Here is a 19889-nt window from a genome sequence, read left to right as displayed (position 1 = left end):
TTTTTTCATGGCACTGGATAGGTCAGCTGTAGAATCCAAGCATTGTTTCCTCTCCGGCCCAGGCGCTTAACACGAAAATAGAAAAAAAGGGAAATTTCAGCTTGACATTTCGTTTCAATATGTCATAATGATAATATCAATTCGACAATATTATTTTCAGTCAATAAAGTGGGTGAGCAGCAGATGGAATCGACGGAGAATGAGACGAATTATAATCCCGGCAAGTATCGTACACCGGATGGTGCGCCTGCAGATATTGTTATCTTTACGATCACTTCCTCGGAGAAGTCCACCGGGAAGAAGTCGCTGCCCAAGCGTGAGCTGCAGGTCATGCTCATCCAGCGGAAGCAGTGGCCGTTCGCCGGACAGTGGGCGCTGCCGGGAGGCTTCTCGAAGGAGACGGAGACCATCCTCGAGAGCGCCAAAAGAGAGCTGCGGGAGGAGACCGGCGTGGAAGACGTACACATTGAATATTTCAATGTGTACAGCACGCCGAACCGGGACCCGCGCGGGTGGATGATCTCGCACGCGTTCTTCGCGCTCGTGCGCGAGGATGAGCTGTCCGCACGGCAGGCGGACGACGACGCGGCGGATGTCAAGCTATTCCCGGTGGAGGAGGCGCTCCGCATGGAGCTGGCGTTCGATCACCGGTTGATTTTAACGGATGCGCTCGAACGGGTACGGCGGCAGATGCTGACAACCACGATTGCAAGGGAGTTTCTGCCGGATGAATTCACGATGAGCGAGCTGTATCAGATCATCCGGACGGTCGTACCGGAGTTTGAAGACAAAAATTTTATGCGCAAGATTACGTCCACGCAGAGCCGCAGAGGAATTATTGAAGAGGTCAGAGACCGCAGCGGTCAGCCTAAGCTGTCCAATCAATATTCTCAACGCGCCGCGCAGCTGTACCGTTTTACGGATGTGGTGCCGACGTTGTCGATTTACAGCTAAGGCACTCTTTTTTTCAGGGGTTGATATTGTCAAAGTGATAATATTAACATTACTCTTTTAAGGACGGTGTTGGGAATGAAAGCGGCAGATGAAATGAAGGCGTTAATCGTAATCGACTATACGGTGGATTTTGTCGTCGGCAAGCTTCCCTGCGGGCAGCCTGCGATCGAGATTGAGCAGAAGATTACGGAATTGACGGAGTCGTTCGCCAGAGAAGGACACTGGGTTGTCATGGCTGTAGATCTTCACGAGGAGAACGATGCGCTTCATCCGGAGCACCGTCTGTTCCCGCCGCACAATATTCGCGGAACCGAGGGCAGGAACTTGTACGGCAGCCTGCAGTCCGCTTATGAGGCGAACCGCGAAAGGGTATACTGGATGGACAAAACGAGATACAGCGCTTTTTGCGGAACGGATTTGGAGCTCAAGCTTCGGGAGCGAGGCATTACCGAGCTTCATCTTGCCGGCGTCTGCACTGATATTTGCGTGCTTCATACCGCGGTCGACGCTTACAATAAAGGCTTCCGGATCATCGTGCATCAGGATGCCGTAGCAAGCTTTAATCAAGCCGGGCACGAATGGGCACTGGGGCACTTTAAGAATGTGCTGGGTGCCGAAATCATCTAAAATCCGCAAGGGACGAAGAGAGGAAGAGATAACTTATGACAACTCCTAACCATAACGATAAGCCGGCACTGCAGCAGCAGGTGCAAGCCGCTCTGCGCGTTAATCCGCAGCTGGAGCCGGAGGCGGAGATCCGGCGCCGGATCGATTTCCTCAAGCAATATGCCGTTAAAGCGAAAGCAAAGGGCTACGTCCTTGGATTGTCCGGAGGCCAAGATTCCACGCTGACCGGCAAGCTGGCCCAGCTGGCCGTTGATGAGCTGAACCGGGAAGCGGGAGCCGACCGCTATCAATTCATCGCGGTGCGCCTGCCTTACGGCGTGCAGCAGGATGAGGCCGACGCTCAGGAAGCGATCCGGTTCATTCAACCGACGAGAACGGTGACAATCAATATCAAAGCAGCCGTCGACGCCTCCGTACAGGAATTTCAGCGCGCTACCGGCGAAACGCTGAGCGATTTCCTGAAAGGAAATGTTAAGGCAAGAGAACGGATGAAGGCGCAGTATGATTTGGGCGCCCATTACGGACTGCTCGTGCTGGGGACCGATCATGCGGCCGAGGCGATCAGCGGATTTTTCACCAAGTTCGGGGACGGCGCCTGCGATGTAGCTCCGATTTACGGACTGGATAAGCGGCAGGGCCGGGCCTTGTTAAAGCAGCTGGGATGTCCGGAAGCGTTGTACCTGAAGAAGCCGACAGCCGATCTGGAGGATTTGAAGCCGGGCCTGCCGGATGAAACGGCGCTGGGTGTCACCTATGAGCAAATGGACGATTATTTGGAAGGCAAGCCGGTGCCGCAGGAAGCGGCGGCTATTATTGAACGCCGTTATACGGCGACCGAGCATAAGCGGCAGGGACCGGTAACGGTTTATGATACCTGGTGGATGGAGTGATCTGCATGAATATGGCAACCTATGATAATTTAACGCTTCATACCGATAAATATCAGATCAATATGATGTATGCGCACTGGATTCACGGCTCGTTCGAGAAGAAAGCGGTATTCGAGGTGTTTTTCCGGAAGCTCCCGTTCGGCAACGGGTATGCGGTCTTTGCAGGCTTGCAGCGCATCGTCGAATATATCGGCAGTCTAAGCTTCAACGACGAGGTGATCGATTACCTGAGAGAGCAGGAGGAGGATTATGATCCGGCCTTTCTCGAGAAGCTGCGCGGCTTTCGGTTTACGGGCAACCTCTTCTCGGTAGAGGAGGGCACCATCGTCTTTCCGAACGAGCCGCTGATCCGCGTGGAAGCTACCATTTTTGAAGCGCAGCTGCTGGAGACGGCGATCCTAAACTTCATGAATTTCCAGACGCTGATTGCAACGAAGGCGTCGCGCATCCGGCAGGTCGCCCCCAAGGATACGCTGATGGAGTTCGGTACGCGCCGGGCGCAGGAAGCGGATGCCGCGATATGGGGAGCCCGTGCGGCTTACATCGCAGGCTTCGACTCGACTTCAAACATGCGCGCAGGGATGCTGTTCGGCATTCCGACCAAAGGAACGCATGCCCACGCGTGGGTGCAGGATCACGACTCCGAAGAAGAAGCGTTCTTCCGTTATGCCGCGGCGCTTCCGAATCAAGTGACACTCTTGGTGGACACGTACGATACATTGAAAAGCGGCGTCCCGCATGCTATCAAGGTAGCCAAAACGATGGAGGCGCAGGGCAAGCGCATGAGCGGAATCCGGCTGGACAGCGGCGACCTGGCTTACTTGTCGAAGATGGCACGGACGATGCTGGATGAAGCCGGACTGCCTTATGTTAAGATTGTGGCTTCGAACGATCTGGATGAGAATATTATTTTCAACCTGAAGGCGCAGGACTGTCAAATCGACAGCTGGGGCGTCGGAACGCAGCTGATTACGGCGGCGAACCAGCCGGCGCTGGGCGGCGTATACAAACTGGTGGCGAGAGAGAAAGACGGAGACTATGTGCCGGTCATCAAAATTTCCGGTAACCCCGAGAAGGTATCCACGCCGGGTCTGAAGGATGTGTACAGGCTGGTCAACCGGGAGACGGGAATGGCCGAGGGGGATTATATCGTGCTGAGCGGGGACACGGAGGTTCTGGAGGGCGGCAAGCTCAAGCTGTTCGACAAGCTGCATCCGTACCTGTACAAATACGTGGACAATTACGACCCGATTCCTTTACTCAAGCCGATTTTTACCGATGGCAAGCAGGTATACGAGCTGCCTGAGCTAGAAGACATTAAGGCGTACCACCGCAAGCAGCTGGCTATGTTCTGGCCGGAATATTTGCGCAAGCTGAACCCGGCCGCTTATCTCGTCGATTTGAGCCCGAAAGCATGGGAGCTGAAGATGGATATGATCCATTCGTATAAAATGTAGCATGCAAAAAAGCCGATCCCTCTTCTTGAAAGAAGTGAGGATCGGCTTTTGTCATATGCGATGCGTTACACGCCTGTCTGTACCTTCGTAATATCTTTCGTCCATTGCAGCGGATCTTCCAGACGCCCTTTTTGAATGCCCGTGACGGTTTCGTACAGCTTGGCCGACAGCTCGCCGGTTTGGCCTTCGCCGATGCGCAGGCGCTCGCCCTGCCAGGACAGCTCGCCGATAGGGGAGATAACCGCCGCCGTACCGGTACCGAACGCTTCCTTGAGCGTGCCGTTGCGGTGTGCTTCTACCAGCTCATCGATGGAGAGCTGGCGTTCCTCGACGGGAACATTCCAATGATGCAGCAGTTGCAAAACGGATTCCCGCGTGATTCCCGCCAGGAAGCTGCCGTTTAATGCAGGGGTGACAACCGTGTCCCCGATTTTGAAGAAGACGTTCATGCTGCCGACTTCCTCGATATATTTGTGGTGGACGCCGTCAAGCCACAATACTTGGGCATAGCCTTGACCGGAAGCCAGTTCCTGCGCTTTCAGGCCGGCGGCATAATTTCCTGCCGTTTTGGCCGTTCCGACGCCACCGGCAACAGCGCGTACATACTCGGATTCCACATGAATCGCAACCGGCTTGATGCCCTCTTTGTAGTAGGAGCCGACAGGCGATAGAATGATGATGAACTGATAGTGCTGCGACGGCGTGACACCCAGTGCCGCTTCCGTTGCAATAACGAAAGGACGGACATAGAGGGAAGTTCCTTCCGCCGAAGGAATCCAGTCCTGATCGGTAAGCACAAGCTGCTGGAGCGCTTCCAGAGCCAAATCCTCGTCAATCGGCGGAATGCTGAGGCGGTCGTTCGATTGATTCAAACGTTGAAAATTACGGTGTGGACGGAACAAAAGAATACGCTGATCGTCCGTTTTATACGCTTTCAGACCTTCAAATACCGTCTGGCCGTAATGGAATACTTTGGCCGCCGGGTCAAGAACGATTGGCTGATAGGGAACGATTCGCGGCTGATGCCAGCCTTCCTCCGTACTGTAATCCATAATAAACATGTGATCTGTAAAATATTTGCCGAAGCCGAGCTGATCCGCCGCGGGCTTGTTCTTCTTGTTTGCTGTGAGCTCAATAGATATGGAAGCTGCCATCCGAGTTCAACCCCTTAGTAGGATGATATATTAAGTTGTATCATACCAGTTTTTCTCGTATATTAAAAATATCTGTTTTATACGTTTAGTATACCTTTTAGGTATGGAAAAGGAGGGACCTTTATGGATCTCAGGCAGCTGCGATACTTTCTGGCGGTCGCCCAGGTCGGTCAAGTTACCGGCGCGGCCAAGCTGCTTAACATGGAGCAGCCGCCGCTCAGCAGGCAGATTAAGCAGATGGAGCAGGAGCTTCAGGTGACGCTCTTTGACCGGAGCGACAAGCGCTGGAAGCTTACGCCTGCGGGAGAGGTGCTGCGCGTCCGGGCCGAAGCGTTGCTGCAGCAGTTCGAGGAGTCGCTTCAGGAAGTGAAGGAGCTGGATGAAGGGCTTCAAGGCATCCTTTCCATCGGCTCCGTCGTTTCCTGTATCTCGCTGCTGCCCGAACGCGTTCAAGCTTTTCGGACGCTCTATCCGAAGGTAACGTTTAAAATCCAGGAAGGAGACCATTTCTTTCTCGGCAAGCTGATGGACAGGCGGAATATCGAGCTGGTGGTGGCCAGGCTGCCGTTCGAAGCCTCCTCCGACGAAAGAACTTATTCGGTGCTGCGGCTGCCGTCCGATCCTTTTGCTGCAATGGTTCCTGCGCAGTGGAGTACCCGCTTTAAGTCAGCGGTCAGCATGAAGGAGCTGGCGGCGTTCCCTTTCCTGACGCTGAAAACGGATTATACGACGGGAATGCACGAACGTTTGCTGAACGAGTTCCGGAAGGCGGGCGTAGAGCCGAATATTATCTGCGAATGCTCCAGCGTGGCGATCATTCTCGCCATGGTCGCCTCGGGGATTGGCGTAACGATTCTGCCTAAGTCGGTTATGTCATCTTTTCCTTTGACCAATGTGCGGATGCTGGATATGACGAACGACGATTTTTATTCCGACGTAGGCATTGTATGGCTGAAGGATCGCTACTTGTCCAAAAGCGCCCAGCATTTTATCGAGATGTTCCAAGGCATCTAATTTTATATCGCAATGAGATGCTTCAAAGTATACAGTTTACATAATGTTATTTATGTAAACTTTTTTTATTCTAAGATCCGCTCGCCCATGTCCATCCGAAGATGGAGAAACTCCGGCTGATCTAACCTCGAGAATCTGTGCCAGAACGAATGCGCTGGAAGACGGTTAAAATGCTATTGGAATAAAATGTATTCCCTCTTATAATCGGTGTATAGCGTACCGTTTCCCTTATCCATATTCATTCGTAAGCGAACGGACGTAAGCTGCTGTGAACATTTCGATTTTAAGAAAAGGAGCATGTCCATTGATTCTCTTATCTCAAGAACTGGCTTCGGATTTGGAGCAAGCCGAAATCGATTATATGATCGACCGGATGACTGCGGTGCAGGAGAGGCCGGGCAATCCGATGGGGGTTGAAATGCGGGCCTTCGGGGGAGCAACGGCTTTTTACAGCAAAGCCATGCCATGGCCGCAGTTCAACACCGTCAAAGGGCTGAGCGCGGACGAAATGGACTGTCTGGACGACATCATTCATTTTTATAAGCAACGCAACGGGACAGGCCAATTCGAAATTATACCTTCGAAAGCGTCCGGGGAGCTGCTCCAAGCACTCCATGATAAAGGATGGTACGCTTCGGGCTTTCACGCGACATTATTTAGCGATACCTCTAGTGTCCTGGCAAGCCTACCGGCTTCGTTTGCGCCAGAGGATATTATTGAGGTGCGCCAACTGTCCGGCGAGGACATCGATTTGTACGCCACTCTGCACTGTCTGGGTACAGGATTGCCGATCAGCGGCAAGCATCATGTGGCAGAGAACAATATCGTGCTGATGGAACGTCCCGGATGGCACTTTTACGCGGCATTCGTCCAAGGGTCCCCGCCGGCGCCGCCGTGATGCACGTTCGGGGAGCAGCGGCATCGTTTACCTTTGCAGCCGTCTTGCCCGAATTCAGAAGGCGGGGTGCGCATGCTGCGCTTTTGGCCAGACGGCTTCAGGATGCCTCCGCCAGTCACGGATGCAGGCTTGTCGTGAGCCAAGCCGCCTATGCCTCCGCCAGCTTCCGCAATATGGAAAGATGCGGGCTGAGGCTTGCCTACACCCGAGCTGCCTGGAAGCAGGCATGATTGAAAAAATAAGGCAATAGATGGTGTTATTTGGAATTAATCCTTGTATAATGAAGCTGTGACGAATTCGGAGGAAGCATGAAGAGGGGGAGTCAAACGATGCGGATGCGGACGATCCGCGGGGCGGGCTTGGTATTGGCGATCACACAGCTTGGCGGTCTTGCCGCCTGTACGAACCCTGATGAGGGCTCGTTTAACGGCTCTGCTCCAGGGGCAGCTACGGACGCTGGACAGCATGTCACCCTGACGCTTCAGACGCTGCAGTCGGATAAGGGATCCCCCGCATATACCATGGAAGAGAAGATTGTGAACGATTTCATGAAGCTTCATCCGAATATTCAGATTCAGTTCGATCGGCTAAACACCGAACAGCAAAAGATCAAGCTCAAAACGCAGGCCGCCTCCGGCGAAGTCGCGGATATTACGATGGTAAACCCCGGAGCGCAGATGAAGCCTTATGTGGACAGCGGGGTGCTGGCTCCGCTGAACGACATTGTGGATGAGGAGCTTCGGAAGACCTTTCATCCGGAAGTGCTGAGCTACTATACATTTGACGAAAAATTGTATGCGCTTCCATATAATTTGAATGTAGCAGGAATATTTTATAACAAAGAGGTATTCGCCAAGGAAGGCTTGGCTGTCCCGCATACGTTTGAGGAGCTGCTGGATACTGCGCAGAAGCTCAAGGACAAAGGGCATATTCCCATGGCTATCGGTGCCAAGGACCGTTGGACGACATCCTTTCTGTTTATGAATATTTTACAACGGCTGAATGGGCGGGCGGGCTTTTTGCAGGATGTCCTTCAAGGCCGGAGAACGTTTAACGATCCGGTCTTTGTTCAGGCTCTATCCGAGCTTCAGCGCATGATCCAGGCGGGCGTGTTTGAGGAAGGGGCGACCTCGGTCGATTCCTTAACGGCGTCCGGATTGTTTCGCAGCGGCCGTGCGGCTATGTACTATATAGGCACCTGGGAGATTCCGAAGATTGAAATTTCCCCGGAGGTCAGAGGCAGAATCGGGCTTATAAAATTTCCAACGGTCGCAGGCAAAGGCGATCCGAACGATATGATTATTGCCCCCGGCACCGCTTACGCGCTTTCCGCCAAGGGCAAGCATATGCCGGAAAGCAAGCTGTTTTTGAAATATTTTACGATGCAGTATCCGAAGGTCGCAATGGAGATGGGGGCAGCGGTGGGGCTCAGCCAGAAGGTCGACGATGATTTTATCGCTACAGGCTATACTCCTCTGCAGCTCGAAGCCCTGTCGATGTTCAAGGATATGAAGGGGCGGGAGATGAATTTCGACAATGTGGTCATTCCGGCCGTGACTCAGACGCATCTGGATCTGCTGCAAAATTTGTTCGTTCAGGCCATGAAGCCTGAAGAGGTGGCCAAGGAGCATCAGCTTTCCTGGGAAGCGAATACGAAACGCAAGTAAGCGGCAGTGGGAAAGGAGCGTTTCTCGCTTGATCAAACTTCGTTGGAATACGATCAGCACGCGGTTGTTTGTTTGGTTCCTCTTGTCCACGTTGTTTCTTCTGCTGATTCTCTCCGGTATTTTTTACCGGTACAGCACCGAACAAATGAACGGCCGGTTCGCCGAAATCGCGAGAAAGAATGTTTCACAGGCGCTGGATAACTTCAGCTTGCTTGCACAGGGCTACAACAGCCTGTCCAAGACGATTACGACCAATTCGGACATCCAGCGGATTCTGACCGAGGGGGATACGACGCCGTCGCTTGCGCTTATCAACGAGCGAACGATCATCAACTTGCTGGAAGCGGCCTTTTACAGCCGGAATGACCTGATCGCCATCCATGTCATAGCCAACAACGGCAAAGTGTACAGCCATGAAGCGGCCGTCCACCCGTATGCTCCGGATTTTTTGAAAAGCTCCTGGTATACGGATATTCGCCGCTCGCAGGGAGAGATGATCTGGTTCGGCATGCACAAAACGACGATTACCGTCCAGGATCAGCCCGTCATTTCGTTCGGAAGGCTCATCTACGATCTATACTCCAGAGAGCCGATCGGCGTGCTGCTAATTGAAGCGAGCCCGCTTCCGATTCTGACGACCTTGAACAATGTGCAGACCGGCGAGGCGGGAGCGACTTATATTCTGACCGGCAGCGGCTCCGCGCTAAAGCATGAACTGCTGGCGGAGACGGGCGCCGGAGACAGCCTGCCGCAAGGGATCGAATCGATGCTGCATCTTCAGGAGGACGCTCGTATCGTCAGCTCAAGCAGCCGCGAAAATCTGATCGTGGTCGGCCGTCAGCCGGTGCTCGGCTGGTCTATCGTGAACGTGACGCCGAAATCAAGCTTTCAAGTGCAGCTGGAGCAGGCTAACCGGTTCTTTATCATCGTGCTCGGGTTACTGCTGCTGGCAGCCATCCTGCTGGCTACGCTGATGTCCCGCTCCATCTCGGCCCCGATCATCAGACTGGTCCGTGAGATGAAAGCCTTGGAGCGGGGCAGCCTGAACACGATCGAAGCCGTTCCGCTCCTTTGAGGAAATGAACTATTTGATGACCAACTATAACCTGATGGTGACGCGTATTCGCCAATTGATCGACCGGGTCCGGATCGTCACCGCGAGCGAGAAGAATGCTCAGATCTATGCGCTGCAGTCGCAGGTCAACCCTCATTTTCTATACAACACCTTGGATATGATTTACTGGGAGCTGGATGAAATGAAGAATGAACGGCTGGAGAACATTGTGCTGTCCTTGTCCAGAATGTTCCGGTACAGCAGCGAGTGGGAGCAGTCCGATGTCACCCTGCATGAAGAGCTCTATCAAATGCATAATTATTTATACATCATACAGGCAAGGTCGCATCATCTGCTGGAGATTCGCATCGATATTCCGGAGGAATGGATGCACTTCCCGATTCCGAAAATGACCCTCCAGCCGTTGATTGAGAATGCGGTCGTTCACGGGCTTTCCAGGCTGGATCAGCCGGGGTTTATCCATCTTCGGATGGATGCAGGCGAGCAGGAGGTCTGCATCCGCATTGAGGATAACGGCAGCGGGATCGAAGCGGGCAGACTGGAAGAGCTGCGAAAGTCGCTGGACAAAGTCATACTGCTGGAAGCTCCTCAGTTTGAAGAAGAGGAGAAAAGCTACCGTTCCCTCGAGCCGCTGCAGTCCAAAGAAACGGAGAAGACAGGGATCGGACTGGTGAATGTGCATCGGCGGCTCGTGCTCAAGTTCGGGCCTATGTACGGATTGCGGCTGGAAAGTGAGGAAGGGGGCGGAACGACAGTGAGCATTCTGCTGCCCAAGCGGCTTCCGGCCGGTTAAGGCGAAGCTTCGACAAGCGGATGAATGGAGGAAGCCCATGAATATTCTTGTTGTGGATGACGAGAAATCGATCCGGGAAGGGATCCAACGGACATTGAACCATGCTTTTCCCCACATGCATGTCATTACCGTACACTCCTGCCAAGAAGCGATTCGGCTGCTGTTGAACGAAAGGATTCATATTCTGCTGCTGGATATTATGATGCCGGGCATGAACGGCCTGGAGCTGCTCTCCGCCCTGCAGGGCGGAGAGCGCGGCACGCAGGTGGTTATTATTTCGGCTCACTCCAAGTTCTCGTATGCGCAGGAAGCGCTGCGTCTCGGAGTGAAGGACTATATGGTCAAGCCCGTCGGCAAGGACCAGCTGATCCAATGCATCACGAAGCTGGAGCAGGAACGCATCGAGGAGATGCGGCAGCTGTCGGATAAGGACTGGATTCATCTCCATCTGAATTACTTGCGGGAAGCGGTGTTTCGCCGGTGGATCCAGGGGCTTGATCTGGGCCGGTTCGATGTGTCTCGGCTTGCGGAGCGCCATGCCCATTTTCACCTGATCTGCGTACAGCTGGAGAGCAAGCAGGACATTTCGCTCAATCATTTTGTAGTCGAAAATGTGCTGTCGGAATGGTTCGAAATGAACGGCAGCGGCTTCATCGTCAGCCTGGAGGGGAATCGCCTGGCCGGAGTCGTGACGCTGCGGGAGGCGCATGGGCTCGCTGCCTTTGAGCAAGGAGCGCGTGAGCATCTGGACCGCTGCCTGAAGGAAAAGTACCAATTGGTCATTAGCCGCCGGCTGACCGAGTTTCATGCGATACCCGAGGAGCTGCGCAGGCTGCAGCAGGAAGGGGCCGCCGTCCCTGTGCGGGAGCTTCCCCCAAGAAAAAACGACGAGACGATCGAAATCGCGCTGCAGTATATCGCAACCCATTTTCACGATAACCTCTCACTCGAGAAGGTCGCGTCGATCGTGTACCTGAATCCGATTTATTTCAGCCAGCTGTTTAAGCAGAAGACCGGCATCGGCTACAAGGAGTATGTGACCCAGCTGCGGATGGAGCGAGCTCAGGAGCTGCTAGCGAACCGCAGCCTAAGGATTACGGACGTGGCCAAGCTGGTCGGCTATGAGGATCTCCGGCACTTTACCCAGGTGTTCCGCAAAAAATTCCAGGTAACGCCCTCGGATTACCGTTTGGAGCTGAATTAAGCTTAGCCAATCGAATCGAAGACGCAAAAACCCTTGCTAGTAAGGGGCCAATCAAACCAGCGGAGAGTGCGAATCGTTCTGTCGTTCTGTAGAAGAGCGAGTGTTCTCCTTTGTCCCAGCGATCGGAACCAGGATCCGGACTCGCAGCGCTGCTTTTTCAATGGCCTCGATTACAGCTAATCAGCGGGGCTTTTTTGACAGAAGGTATAAATTTACGGGGTCCCCGCAAAGTACCTGAGTCCGCTTCGAAGCCTGTGCCCCACTTTGTGGGGTTATTTTGCGTTATGCCTGCACGTGGCAAATGTATCAAATGGAATGGAAAATATTGAAAATTTAACCCCATCTCCTTAAGTTTCCGTACTACACCGATACCTTCCGTTCCCTTACAATAAAAGTCACAACGCAGTAATAAAGCGTTTACATTTCAAAACTTTGAAGTGCGGAGGGGTTAAGTATGAGGTTTAAAAAGATGTCCGGGTTAATCTGTGCATTAGTACTCGCGCCAGCTCTCTTGTCAGCGTGTGAAACGGTAACGCCGCCAACGGCGAGCACCCAGCCGGCCAAAGAGGCTGACAAACCCGCTGCTACCCAGCCTGCGGCGACTGCCCCCACGTCGGGAGAGAACAAAGAAACTCCGCGCAATGAGACGCTGTACATTAACGGTCTCCAATGGGGCGCGCCTACGAACTTCAACTTGTTAAGCGGCAATCCGGCCTTCCCGATTAACTACGGCAACTCGCGCGAGCTGATCTATGAAACCTTGTTCATGATCAATATGATCGACGGCAAGCTGGAACCGCTGCTCGGGACGAAATATGCCTGGAGCGACGACCTCACGCTGAAAATCGAATTGAACAAGGACGCGAAATGGAGCGACGGCAAGCCGTTTACCGCCGACGATGTGGTGTATACCTACAAGCTCGGCCAGAAATATCAGGTGAACTGGAGCAGCTTCTGGACTTACATCGAAGATGTTGTCGCCGACGGACCGAACGCAGTAACCATTAAGCTGAAAAAAGACAATCCGAACAAGCTGACCGTTCTCGACAGTATCGAGCTGATTCCTATGCTGCCTAAGCATGTCTGGGAAGAAATCGAGAAGAAATCGAACAACGATCTGGCGACGATGCGCAAAGAGGTCAATCCGTCTCCTGTAGGAACAGGCCCTTACAAAATGTTTTTCTACAACGATCAGAAAATTACCGTCGTTCGCGATGACAACTACTGGGGTAAAGCGCTGTTCGGAGGCAAGCTTGCGGCGCCGAAATATATTACCCATGTGATTTATAAGGACAACGCAGCCGGCGACTTAGCGTTCAAGAGCAACCAAGTCGACGTGTCGCAGCAGTTTATCCCGCAGGTGTGGAATATGTGGAAGGGCGGAGCCCCCGTCAAAACGTATTTGAAGGATGCGCCATACTATCTGCCTGGTTCGATGCCTTCCATTTTCTTCAACATGTCGAAGAAAGGGCTGGATAACCCGGATGTGAGAAGAGCGATTGCCATGGCGATCGATTACAAAAAGATTTCAGACCTGGCCATGAGCGGCTATTCCGCTGCGATGAAGCCTTCCATCACGCTCGACTCCGATGCGGAGAGAAAGTATGTCGACCAAGAGGCGATCAAGCCGCTGCAGTGGACGACCGATGTCGATGGAGCCAATGCGCTGCTTGACAAGATCGGCGCCAAAAAAGGCGCGGACGGCATCCGCGTGCTGAACGGCACCCGCCTGGGACCTTTTGAGGTGGAATGTCCTTACGGCTGGTCCGACTGGAACGCATCGCTCGAAATTGTAGCCCAGAACGCGAAAGCGATCGGCATCGAAATCCGCACGAAATTCCCTGAACAGCCGGTATGGAATAACGATCTGCAGACCGGCAAGTTTGATATTATTATGAACACGCCTGCGGGCGGGGTCAGCCCAAGCCAGCCTTGGAACCGCGCCAGAACTATCATGTACTCCAAAGGCGTCGCTGCTGCCGGTGAGATGGCGTTCTGGAACTGGGGCCGGTACAAAAATGACAAAGCGGATGAGATCATCGACAAGATTCCGGCGGTTTCCGATGAAGCTCAGCTGAAATCGATGTATACCGAGCTGACGAAAATTTGGTTGACGGACATTCCTTCCGTACCGCTGATGTACAGACCTTGGGTATTCCATACGGTCAATGAAACGGTCTGGAAAGGCTTCCCGACGCAAGGGGACGGCTCGAACATTCCTCCGCAAATCGCTATCGACGGCGCTGGGGTCAAAGCTTTGTACCAAATTCACAATTAAGGGGAAGGTTACTTTTCCTTCCTGAACGAAGAACAGGTCTGAAGCTGCAGTACTGACCGGGGAAGCCTATACTTGGGTTTGGCACAACGGCACAACTCAGGATAGGCTTCTTCTCCAAGCAACGGTGCTATACACGATAACAGCGGATAAGGAGGGTGCGGATTTTGAATGCTTATACGAAGTATTTTGTGAAAAAATCGGTATGGTATCTGATTACTTTCATCATTGCGATTGGATTGAATTTCATTTTGCCAAGGCTGGTACAGGGGAATCCGATCAGTGTCATCGTGGCCCAAATGACCCAAGGGATGACGGACAGCGATACGATCAAGAAGGTATATGAAACGTTTACCAAGGAATTCGGCATCGATAAACCGCTCGGTACCCAATTTCTGATCTATGTCAAAAATTTATTCACCGGTAATTTAGGCACCTCGTTCGGGCTTTACCCGAAGAAGGTCACGGATATATTGGCCTCCGCTATTCCCTGGACGCTTGCTCTGCAGCTGCCTGCCATCTTGACAGGCTGGATACTGGGCAATATTCTCGGAGCGGTTGCCGCCTATAAGAAAGGCGTCTTTGATAAAGCTTTATTCCCCATCGCGTTATTCGTTAACTCGATTCCATTCTTTACGCTGGCGATCATCATGCTGTATTTGTTTGCCTTAAACCTGAAGTGGTTTCCTTTATCCGGCGGCTATGACTTTCAGATGATTCCTCAGCTCAGCTGGGATTTCATCGCCTCCGTCCTGCGGCACCATACGCTGCCGTTCCTGTCCATTGTGCTGGTAACGATCGGCGGTCAAGCTATCGGGATGAGAGAGATGTCCATCTACGAGCTGAATGCGGATTACGTGCTTTACAGCAAGCTGCTGGGCATCCGGGACCGGACGATCGCGAAATATGTGTTCAAGAATGCAATGTTGCCGCAAATTACCGGATTGGCGCTTTCGATCGGGACGATGGTCGGCGGATCGCTCATTTGCGAGATTGTCTTCAGCTATCCGGGCATCGGCACCTGGCTGTTTACCGCGATCCGGCAGCTGGATTATCCGCTCATTTCCGGCTGTACGCTGCTGATCGCCTTTACGGTATTGCTGGCAAACTTTACGATAGAAATTATTTACGGCATTGTCGATCCGAGAATCAAGGCGGCTCAAATGGAGGAAAGCTGATATGAATCATTCCGTAACCATATTGGTAAGGTCACCCAAATTTATGTTCGGCGTCGTGGTTCTCCTGCTTATGCTGGGTCTGGTGCTGATATATCCGTTAATCAACCGCAACGACCCGCTGGAGATGATGGCGATGGCTTTCCAGCCTCCGGACGGCAAGCTGCTGCTGGGCTCGGATAACTTCGGCCGGGATCTGTTTCTGGAGCTGATGTACGGCATCCGGACATCGCTGAAGGTCGGCCTTATTGCAGGAGTATGTGCGACGGTGATCGGTCTGGTCATCGGCCTGACAGCCGGTTATATTGGCGGCCTGGTTGACAACCTGCTGACGGCGGTAACGAATATTTTTATCGTTATCCCTTCGTTCATCATTCTGATTCTGATATCGGTCAGCATCAATTCGCGCAGCTCGCTTGTAACGGCGGTCATCATAGGCATTACGAGCTGGCCGTGGACGGCGAGGGCGGTACGGGCGCAAACCACATCCCTGCGCAACCGCGATCACGTCAATATCGCCAAAATTTCCGGGCACAGCACGCCCCGCATCATCCTGTTTGAAATCTTGCCTTATATCGCCTCTTATGTCGTTATGGCGTTCGTGCTTCAGACCGCATCCGGCATTCTGTCCGAAGCTTCGATATCCATGCTGGGGTTAAGACCTTACAACACGATTTCCCTCGGCATTATTATGAACTGGGCATTAATCTTCGAAGCGCCGGTTGCGGGAGCGTGGTGGGCGTTCATTCCGGCAGCGTTCTCCATTGCCGTCATTACTTTCTCACTGTACATGATGAACACGGGTATGGACGAAATTTTTAATCCCAAAATAAGGAGCTAACCGGTGATGAGCACAAATCTGCTGGAAGTGAAGGGACTTAAGACGTATTATCGGACCCGTCTCAAAGAGCATGTATACGCCGTAGACGGCGTCGATTTCGTGCTGGAGGACGGTAAGACGCTCGGTATAGCAGGGGAATCGGGAAGCGGCAAATCGACGCTTGCGCTCAGCCTGATGGGCTTTTACTTCCCACCGCTCCATTATAACAGCGGTTCGATCATCATTAACGGTACGGATATTATGAAGCTGAGCAAGGATCAGCTGCGTTCGCAAATCTTAGGGAGAGAGATCGCCTACATTCCGCAGGCGGCTATGAACGCGCTGAACCCGACGCTCAAAATCATCCGGTTTATCGAGGATATCATGAAGGTGCATAAGCCGGAAATGAGCAGGCAGCAGGTATGGGACATGGCCGCAGAGCGGTTCGAAACGTTGAACTTATCGCCGAAGGTGCTCCATTCCTATCCGAATGAATTGTCAGGCGGGATGAAGCAGCGGACCGTTATCGCCATCTCCACGATCCTGAACCCGAAGGTGCTGATAGCCGACGAACCAACCTCAGCACTCGATGTGACCTCGCAGAAAGCGGTAATTAAGCTGATGAAGAATCTGCTTGAGAAGAAGTTTATCCGCTCGCTGGTCTTCATTACACACGAGCTTCCGCTGCTGTATCATGTCACGGACGAAATTGTCGTGATGTATGCAGGTGAAATTGTCGAGCGGGGGACGGCGCATCAAATGATTTTCGATCCGGTGCATCCTTACACGAAAAAGCTGATGGGCTCCATTATCGTGCCGGAGGCGGGGATGAAAGGTCACAAGCTGGAGGCGATTCCGGGAACACCGCCGAATTTGAAGAAGGTGCCGCCCGGCTGCAGGTTCGCAGACCGCTGCTCCTATGCGACGAAGGATTGCAGGGAAGGGAAGACGGAGATCCTGGAACCGTGGAGGGACGGCTATACCGCTGCATTTATGACACGCAGACGCTTCGGGAATGGTACCGGAAGGAGCAGGAGAATGGAGGGATCGTCGCGCGATGAACCGTGACAACGTATTGATCGATGCCAAGCATTTGACCAAGGTTTTCGGCTATGGGCTTCAGAAGACGACAGCCGTTCATGATGTGAACTTTCAATTTCACGAAGGTGAGATCATTTCCATTGTAGGGGAAAGCGGCAGCGGTAAAACGACACTGGCCAAAATGATCATGGGCCTGCTCGGGGAAACGAGCGGGGAGATCGAGTACAAAGGCAAGCCGCGAAAGCTGCGCAGCCATAAGGACCGCAAACAATACTGGAAAGATATTCAGGCTATTTTCCAGGATCCTTTTTCTTCCTTCAACATCTTCCACAAAGTCGATAAGCTGTTAACCGACTGCATCAAGCTGCAGGGACTGACGCTGAGTAAAGAGCAGCAGTTCGAGAAGATGAAGGAAGCCTGCTCGTTCGTCAACTTGAAGTTCGAGGAGCTGTATAACAAGTACCCTTTCGAATTATCCGGCGGTCAAATGCAGCGGCTGATGATCGCGCGCATTTTCATGCTTCACCCTAAGGTGCTGATTGCGGATGAGCCGACATCGATGGTGGATGCCTGCTCCCGATCGACGATTCTGGATATGCTGCTCAAGCTGCGCGATGAGAACAATATGACGATTATTTTCATTACCCATGACGTCGGATTGGCTTATTACGTCAGCGATACGATCTATATTATGGAAAAAGGGCAGTTCGTTGAAGGCGGGCCAGCAGAGGATGTCATTCTAAGGCCGAGGCACAGGTATACGCGCCAGCTGATCTCGGATGTGCCCAAAATTCATGAAGAATGGAATTTGGCTTAAGCTTTAGCGAGGGGTAGTACCAGCGAAGCTGATACTACCCGCAAAGTATATGGATATATATGTTAAAAATCAATTCCAAAATCAAATGACTTCGTTGTTGATTGCGCTTCGTGTTGTTAAAAACCGAAAACAATAGTTTCCATTTGCAATGATACCTAATCGTCTAATATCACAGATTGAGGATCAATTGTTTGTTTCTCACTTGCCGTGTTTTTTAGGCTATTGCCCATTTTACATTCCTTTAAATAGGCAACTGCATAGGATAAAAGTAAACAATGAAATCATGAGAGGCGAGGAATGTATATGTACCTTAAATCATGCTATCATAATCCATGGCATCTAATGAATAGCCATTATTTGTATTATGTTTGGAATCCTCAACATTACATTCGGTACAATAACAACTGGAGTTCTTATTATGGAAACATCAAATTAGGAGATTATGGATCAAGGCCGTTTGTGGTGAATATTGATCAAGCAACTAAGCAAAACAATAATTACCGCACCGCCTTATGGACAGGGAAAAACTTTCAAGTCACTCTGATGAGTATTAATGTTGGAGATGACATTGGATTAGAAGTTCACCCGACAACTGATCAATTCATACGTATTGAAGAAGGTCAGGGATTTGTTCAAATGGGTGATAGCAAAGATAAATTAGATTTTCAAGAAATGGCTTATGATGACTATGCTATTATGATTCCTGCCGGAAAATGGCATAACGTAACAAATACGGGTAATACTCCACTTAAAATTTATGTTATCTATGCGCCGCCTGAGCATCCATATGGTACGGTTCATGAAACAAAAGCAATTGCCATGTCTGCGGAAGAAAACCCACATTACTATTGAACATGAAATCGGAAAGTAACCTCGCCTTTACATTCCGATTTCATGTTTAATCTTTTCAACAGCCGTTTTATTATAAATATCGAGCCCCTGAAACCAAAAGCAAAAAGGCGATTCCAAAACATAACCACATCAGCCATTTATCTTGGCGGTCAAAGAGGTTCATGACATTTTCCCTTTCACATAATCTGCATTGAATAAAAACAGACGCAACAGCAAGATCAACGCCGGTACCAACAGCAGCAGTCCCGCCGCGAATGAGGCAACCAATGCGCGCCCCATCACAGGGTTCGTCACACCACCGGTTACGGTCAAGACGGGATAAAGCAGATAAGGCAGATGCGATTGTCCGTAACCGAAAAAAGCGAAGGCGAATTGGGACATCACCAGAATAAACGCCAAGCCGTACCTTTGTCTGCGCCAGATGAGCCACATCGCCATCGCAAAACAAACGAGAGACATGCCGAACATCCACCATACATCCAGCGTGTTCAGAAAATGTTCGAGGTTATGGTTTCGCAGCGCCATAAACGTGAACAGACTGGAAACGATGGTCGGAATACCTGCCCAAAGCGCAAAACGCCGAAGCCACTCCAGTGCTTTTCGGTCCTCGGCATGAGCCGCGTAATACGCAAGGAAGGAAGAACTGATAAAGAGTACGCTTGATATGGCAAGCAAGACGACGGCCCATGAATAGGCGCTGAAAAACAACTCCTCCATCAACAAATGAACCGAGCGGCTTTCGAAAGATAAGAAACCGCCTTCCGAAATGGTGAACACAGTTGACAGCGCAGCCGGAATCAGCAATCCCGTTGCCCCGTAAGCAAGCAAGTAGAGATTGCTTTTCCTTGCTCCGTAGTTGGCGAATGCGTAGAAGGATCCTCGGATCGCAAGTAAGATCAGCGCAATGCTTCCGGGAATCAGCAAGGCGGTTCCGTAATAATACGCCGTTTCCGGAAAAAAACCGACGATACCTACGAAAAAAAAAACGAGAAACACATTCGTGACTTCCCAGACGGGAGATAAATACCGGGAAATCAGCGGCCCGATGACCGATTCGATTCCGATGACCCTGCCGTAGTACGCGTAAAAACCGGCGCCGAAATCAATGGAAGCAACAATTAAATACCCGTATAAAAACACCCAAAGCACCGTAATTCCAAGCTGTTCCAACGTCAT

18 protein-coding genes are annotated in these 19889 nt (G+C 51.8%); 16 read left to right on the top strand and 2 right to left on the bottom strand.

Features of this window, described 5'->3' with window-relative positions; all coding sequences use genetic code 11:
- Positions 1–183: 183 nt before the first annotated feature.
- The 4 genes from ACHHV8_RS15160 to ACHHV8_RS15145 all read left to right on the top strand — a co-directional run bounded on the left by ACHHV8_RS15160 (position 184) and on the right by ACHHV8_RS15145 (position 3928).
- Complete coding sequence (locus tag ACHHV8_RS15160) at positions 184–954, top strand: NUDIX domain-containing protein (protein ID WP_395159257.1); 771 nt, start codon at positions 184–186, stop codon at positions 952–954.
- Between the two features lie 93 nt (positions 955–1047).
- Positions 1048–1581: a cysteine hydrolase family protein gene (locus tag ACHHV8_RS15155; protein ID WP_395163518.1), complete on the top strand. Its 534-nt coding sequence runs from the start codon at positions 1048–1050 to the stop codon at positions 1579–1581.
- 35 nt (positions 1582–1616) lie between these two features.
- Positions 1617–2471: an ammonia-dependent NAD(+) synthetase gene (gene nadE, locus ACHHV8_RS15150; RefSeq protein WP_395159255.1), complete on the top strand. Its 855-nt coding sequence runs from the start codon at positions 1617–1619 to the stop codon at positions 2469–2471.
- A gap of 11 nt (positions 2472–2482) precedes the next feature.
- Positions 2483–3928, top strand: coding sequence for a nicotinate phosphoribosyltransferase (locus tag ACHHV8_RS15145; RefSeq protein WP_395163517.1), 1446 nt, complete (start codon positions 2483–2485; stop codon positions 3926–3928).
- A 65-nt stretch (positions 3929–3993) separates the two neighbouring features.
- On the opposite strand, the gene ACHHV8_RS15140 is transcribed toward ACHHV8_RS15145, so the two are convergent.
- A complete protein-coding gene (locus ACHHV8_RS15140; RefSeq protein ID WP_395159253.1) occupies positions 3994–5082 on the bottom strand; it encodes a branched-chain amino acid aminotransferase in 1089 nt (362 codons plus the stop codon).
- Positions 5083–5205: 123 nt separating this feature from the next.
- On the opposite strand from ACHHV8_RS15140, the gene ACHHV8_RS15135 reads away from it, so the two are divergent.
- The 12 genes from ACHHV8_RS15135 (at position 5206) to ACHHV8_RS15080 (ending at position 18713) form a co-directional block, all read left to right on the top strand.
- Positions 5206–6096 (top strand): LysR family transcriptional regulator, encoded by an 891-nt coding sequence (locus ACHHV8_RS15135; RefSeq protein WP_395159251.1) that lies wholly within the window; start codon positions 5206–5208, stop codon positions 6094–6096.
- Between the two features lie 304 nt (positions 6097–6400).
- Positions 6401–6994 (top strand): GNAT family N-acetyltransferase, encoded by a 594-nt coding sequence (locus ACHHV8_RS15130; RefSeq protein WP_395159249.1) that lies wholly within the window; start codon positions 6401–6403, stop codon positions 6992–6994.
- Between the two features lie 329 nt (positions 6995–7323).
- The gene (locus ACHHV8_RS15125; RefSeq protein WP_395159247.1) at positions 7324–8661 is read left to right on the top strand and encodes an extracellular solute-binding protein; all 1338 of its coding nucleotides are present in this window, start codon (positions 7324–7326) and stop codon (positions 8659–8661) included.
- Positions 8662–8689: 28 nt separating this feature from the next.
- Positions 8690–9736: a cache domain-containing protein gene (locus tag ACHHV8_RS15120; RefSeq protein ID WP_395159245.1), complete on the top strand. Its 1047-nt coding sequence runs from the start codon at positions 8690–8692 to the stop codon at positions 9734–9736.
- Between the two features lie 16 nt (positions 9737–9752).
- On the top strand, positions 9753–10529 hold the full coding sequence (locus ACHHV8_RS15115; RefSeq protein WP_395159243.1) for a sensor histidine kinase: 777 nt from the start codon (positions 9753–9755) through the stop codon (positions 10527–10529).
- A 37-nt stretch (positions 10530–10566) separates the two neighbouring features.
- Positions 10567–11733, top strand: a complete 1167-nt coding sequence (locus tag ACHHV8_RS15110; RefSeq protein WP_395159241.1) for a response regulator — start codon at positions 10567–10569, stop codon at positions 11731–11733.
- Positions 11734–12187: 454 nt separating this feature from the next.
- On the top strand, positions 12188–14011 hold the full coding sequence (locus tag ACHHV8_RS15105) for an ABC transporter substrate-binding protein (protein ID WP_395159239.1): 1824 nt from the start codon (positions 12188–12190) through the stop codon (positions 14009–14011).
- Between the two features lie 164 nt (positions 14012–14175).
- The gene (locus tag ACHHV8_RS15100) at positions 14176–15186 is read left to right on the top strand and encodes an ABC transporter permease (RefSeq protein WP_395159237.1); all 1011 of its coding nucleotides are present in this window, start codon (positions 14176–14178) and stop codon (positions 15184–15186) included.
- Position 15187: 1 nt separating this feature from the next.
- Positions 15188–16024 (top strand): ABC transporter permease, encoded by an 837-nt coding sequence (locus ACHHV8_RS15095; RefSeq protein WP_395159235.1) that lies wholly within the window; start codon positions 15188–15190, stop codon positions 16022–16024.
- Positions 16025–16030: 6 nt separating this feature from the next.
- A complete protein-coding gene (locus ACHHV8_RS15090; protein WP_395159233.1) occupies positions 16031–17071 on the top strand; it encodes an ABC transporter ATP-binding protein in 1041 nt (346 codons plus the stop codon).
- Positions 17061–17861, top strand: a complete 801-nt coding sequence (locus tag ACHHV8_RS15085; RefSeq protein ID WP_395159231.1) for an ABC transporter ATP-binding protein — start codon at positions 17061–17063, stop codon at positions 17859–17861. Before ACHHV8_RS15090 ends, ACHHV8_RS15085 begins: the two co-directional genes overlap by 11 nt.
- Before the next feature lie 303 nt (positions 17862–18164).
- The gene (locus ACHHV8_RS15080; protein WP_395159229.1) at positions 18165–18713 is read left to right on the top strand and encodes a cupin domain-containing protein; all 549 of its coding nucleotides are present in this window, start codon (positions 18165–18167) and stop codon (positions 18711–18713) included.
- A 159-nt stretch (positions 18714–18872) separates the two neighbouring features.
- Here the strand turns inward: ACHHV8_RS15080 and ACHHV8_RS15075 are convergent, their stop codons facing one another.
- Positions 18873–19889, bottom strand: a complete 1017-nt coding sequence (locus ACHHV8_RS15075) for a cytochrome d ubiquinol oxidase subunit II (RefSeq protein WP_395159227.1) — start codon at positions 19887–19889, stop codon at positions 18873–18875.

The sequence above is a fragment of the Paenibacillus sp. TAB_01 genome (genome assembly GCF_043945595.1).
Lineage (GTDB): Bacteria > Bacillota > Bacilli > Paenibacillales > NBRC-103111 > Paenibacillus_S.
Note: the sequence above shows the minus strand (reverse complement) of the source record. Positions and strands in the feature narration are given on the sequence as shown.

Coding starts and splice junctions, on each gene's coding strand:
- ACHHV8_RS15085 (WP_395159231.1), top strand. CDS start 17,061: ATGAACCGTGACAACGTATTGATCGATGCCAAGCATTTGACCAAGGTT.
- ACHHV8_RS15090 (WP_395159233.1), top strand. CDS start 16,031: ATGAGCACAAATCTGCTGGAAGTGAAGGGACTTAAGACGTATTATCGG.
- ACHHV8_RS15105 (WP_395159239.1), top strand. CDS start 12,188: ATGAGGTTTAAAAAGATGTCCGGGTTAATCTGTGCATTAGTACTCGCG.
- ACHHV8_RS15140 (WP_395159253.1), bottom strand. CDS start 5,082: ATGGCAGCTTCCATATCTATTGAGCTCACAGCAAACAAGAAGAACAAG.
- ACHHV8_RS15080 (WP_395159229.1), top strand. CDS start 18,165: ATGTACCTTAAATCATGCTATCATAATCCATGGCATCTAATGAATAGC.
- nadE (WP_395159255.1), top strand. CDS start 1,617: ATGACAACTCCTAACCATAACGATAAGCCGGCACTGCAGCAGCAGGTG.
- ACHHV8_RS15110 (WP_395159241.1), top strand. CDS start 10,567: ATGAATATTCTTGTTGTGGATGACGAGAAATCGATCCGGGAAGGGATC.
- ACHHV8_RS15115 (WP_395159243.1), top strand. CDS start 9,753: ATGACCAACTATAACCTGATGGTGACGCGTATTCGCCAATTGATCGAC.
- ACHHV8_RS15145 (WP_395163517.1), top strand. CDS start 2,483: ATGGCAACCTATGATAATTTAACGCTTCATACCGATAAATATCAGATC.
- ACHHV8_RS15135 (WP_395159251.1), top strand. CDS start 5,206: ATGGATCTCAGGCAGCTGCGATACTTTCTGGCGGTCGCCCAGGTCGGT.
- ACHHV8_RS15155 (WP_395163518.1), top strand. CDS start 1,048: ATGAAGGCGTTAATCGTAATCGACTATACGGTGGATTTTGTCGTCGGC.
- ACHHV8_RS15075 (WP_395159227.1), bottom strand. CDS start 19,889: ATGACGTTGGAACAGCTTGGAATTACGGTGCTTTGGGTGTTTTTATAC.
- ACHHV8_RS15125 (WP_395159247.1), top strand. CDS start 7,324: ATGCGGATGCGGACGATCCGCGGGGCGGGCTTGGTATTGGCGATCACA.
- ACHHV8_RS15160 (WP_395159257.1), top strand. CDS start 184: ATGGAATCGACGGAGAATGAGACGAATTATAATCCCGGCAAGTATCGT.
- ACHHV8_RS15095 (WP_395159235.1), top strand. CDS start 15,188: ATGAATCATTCCGTAACCATATTGGTAAGGTCACCCAAATTTATGTTC.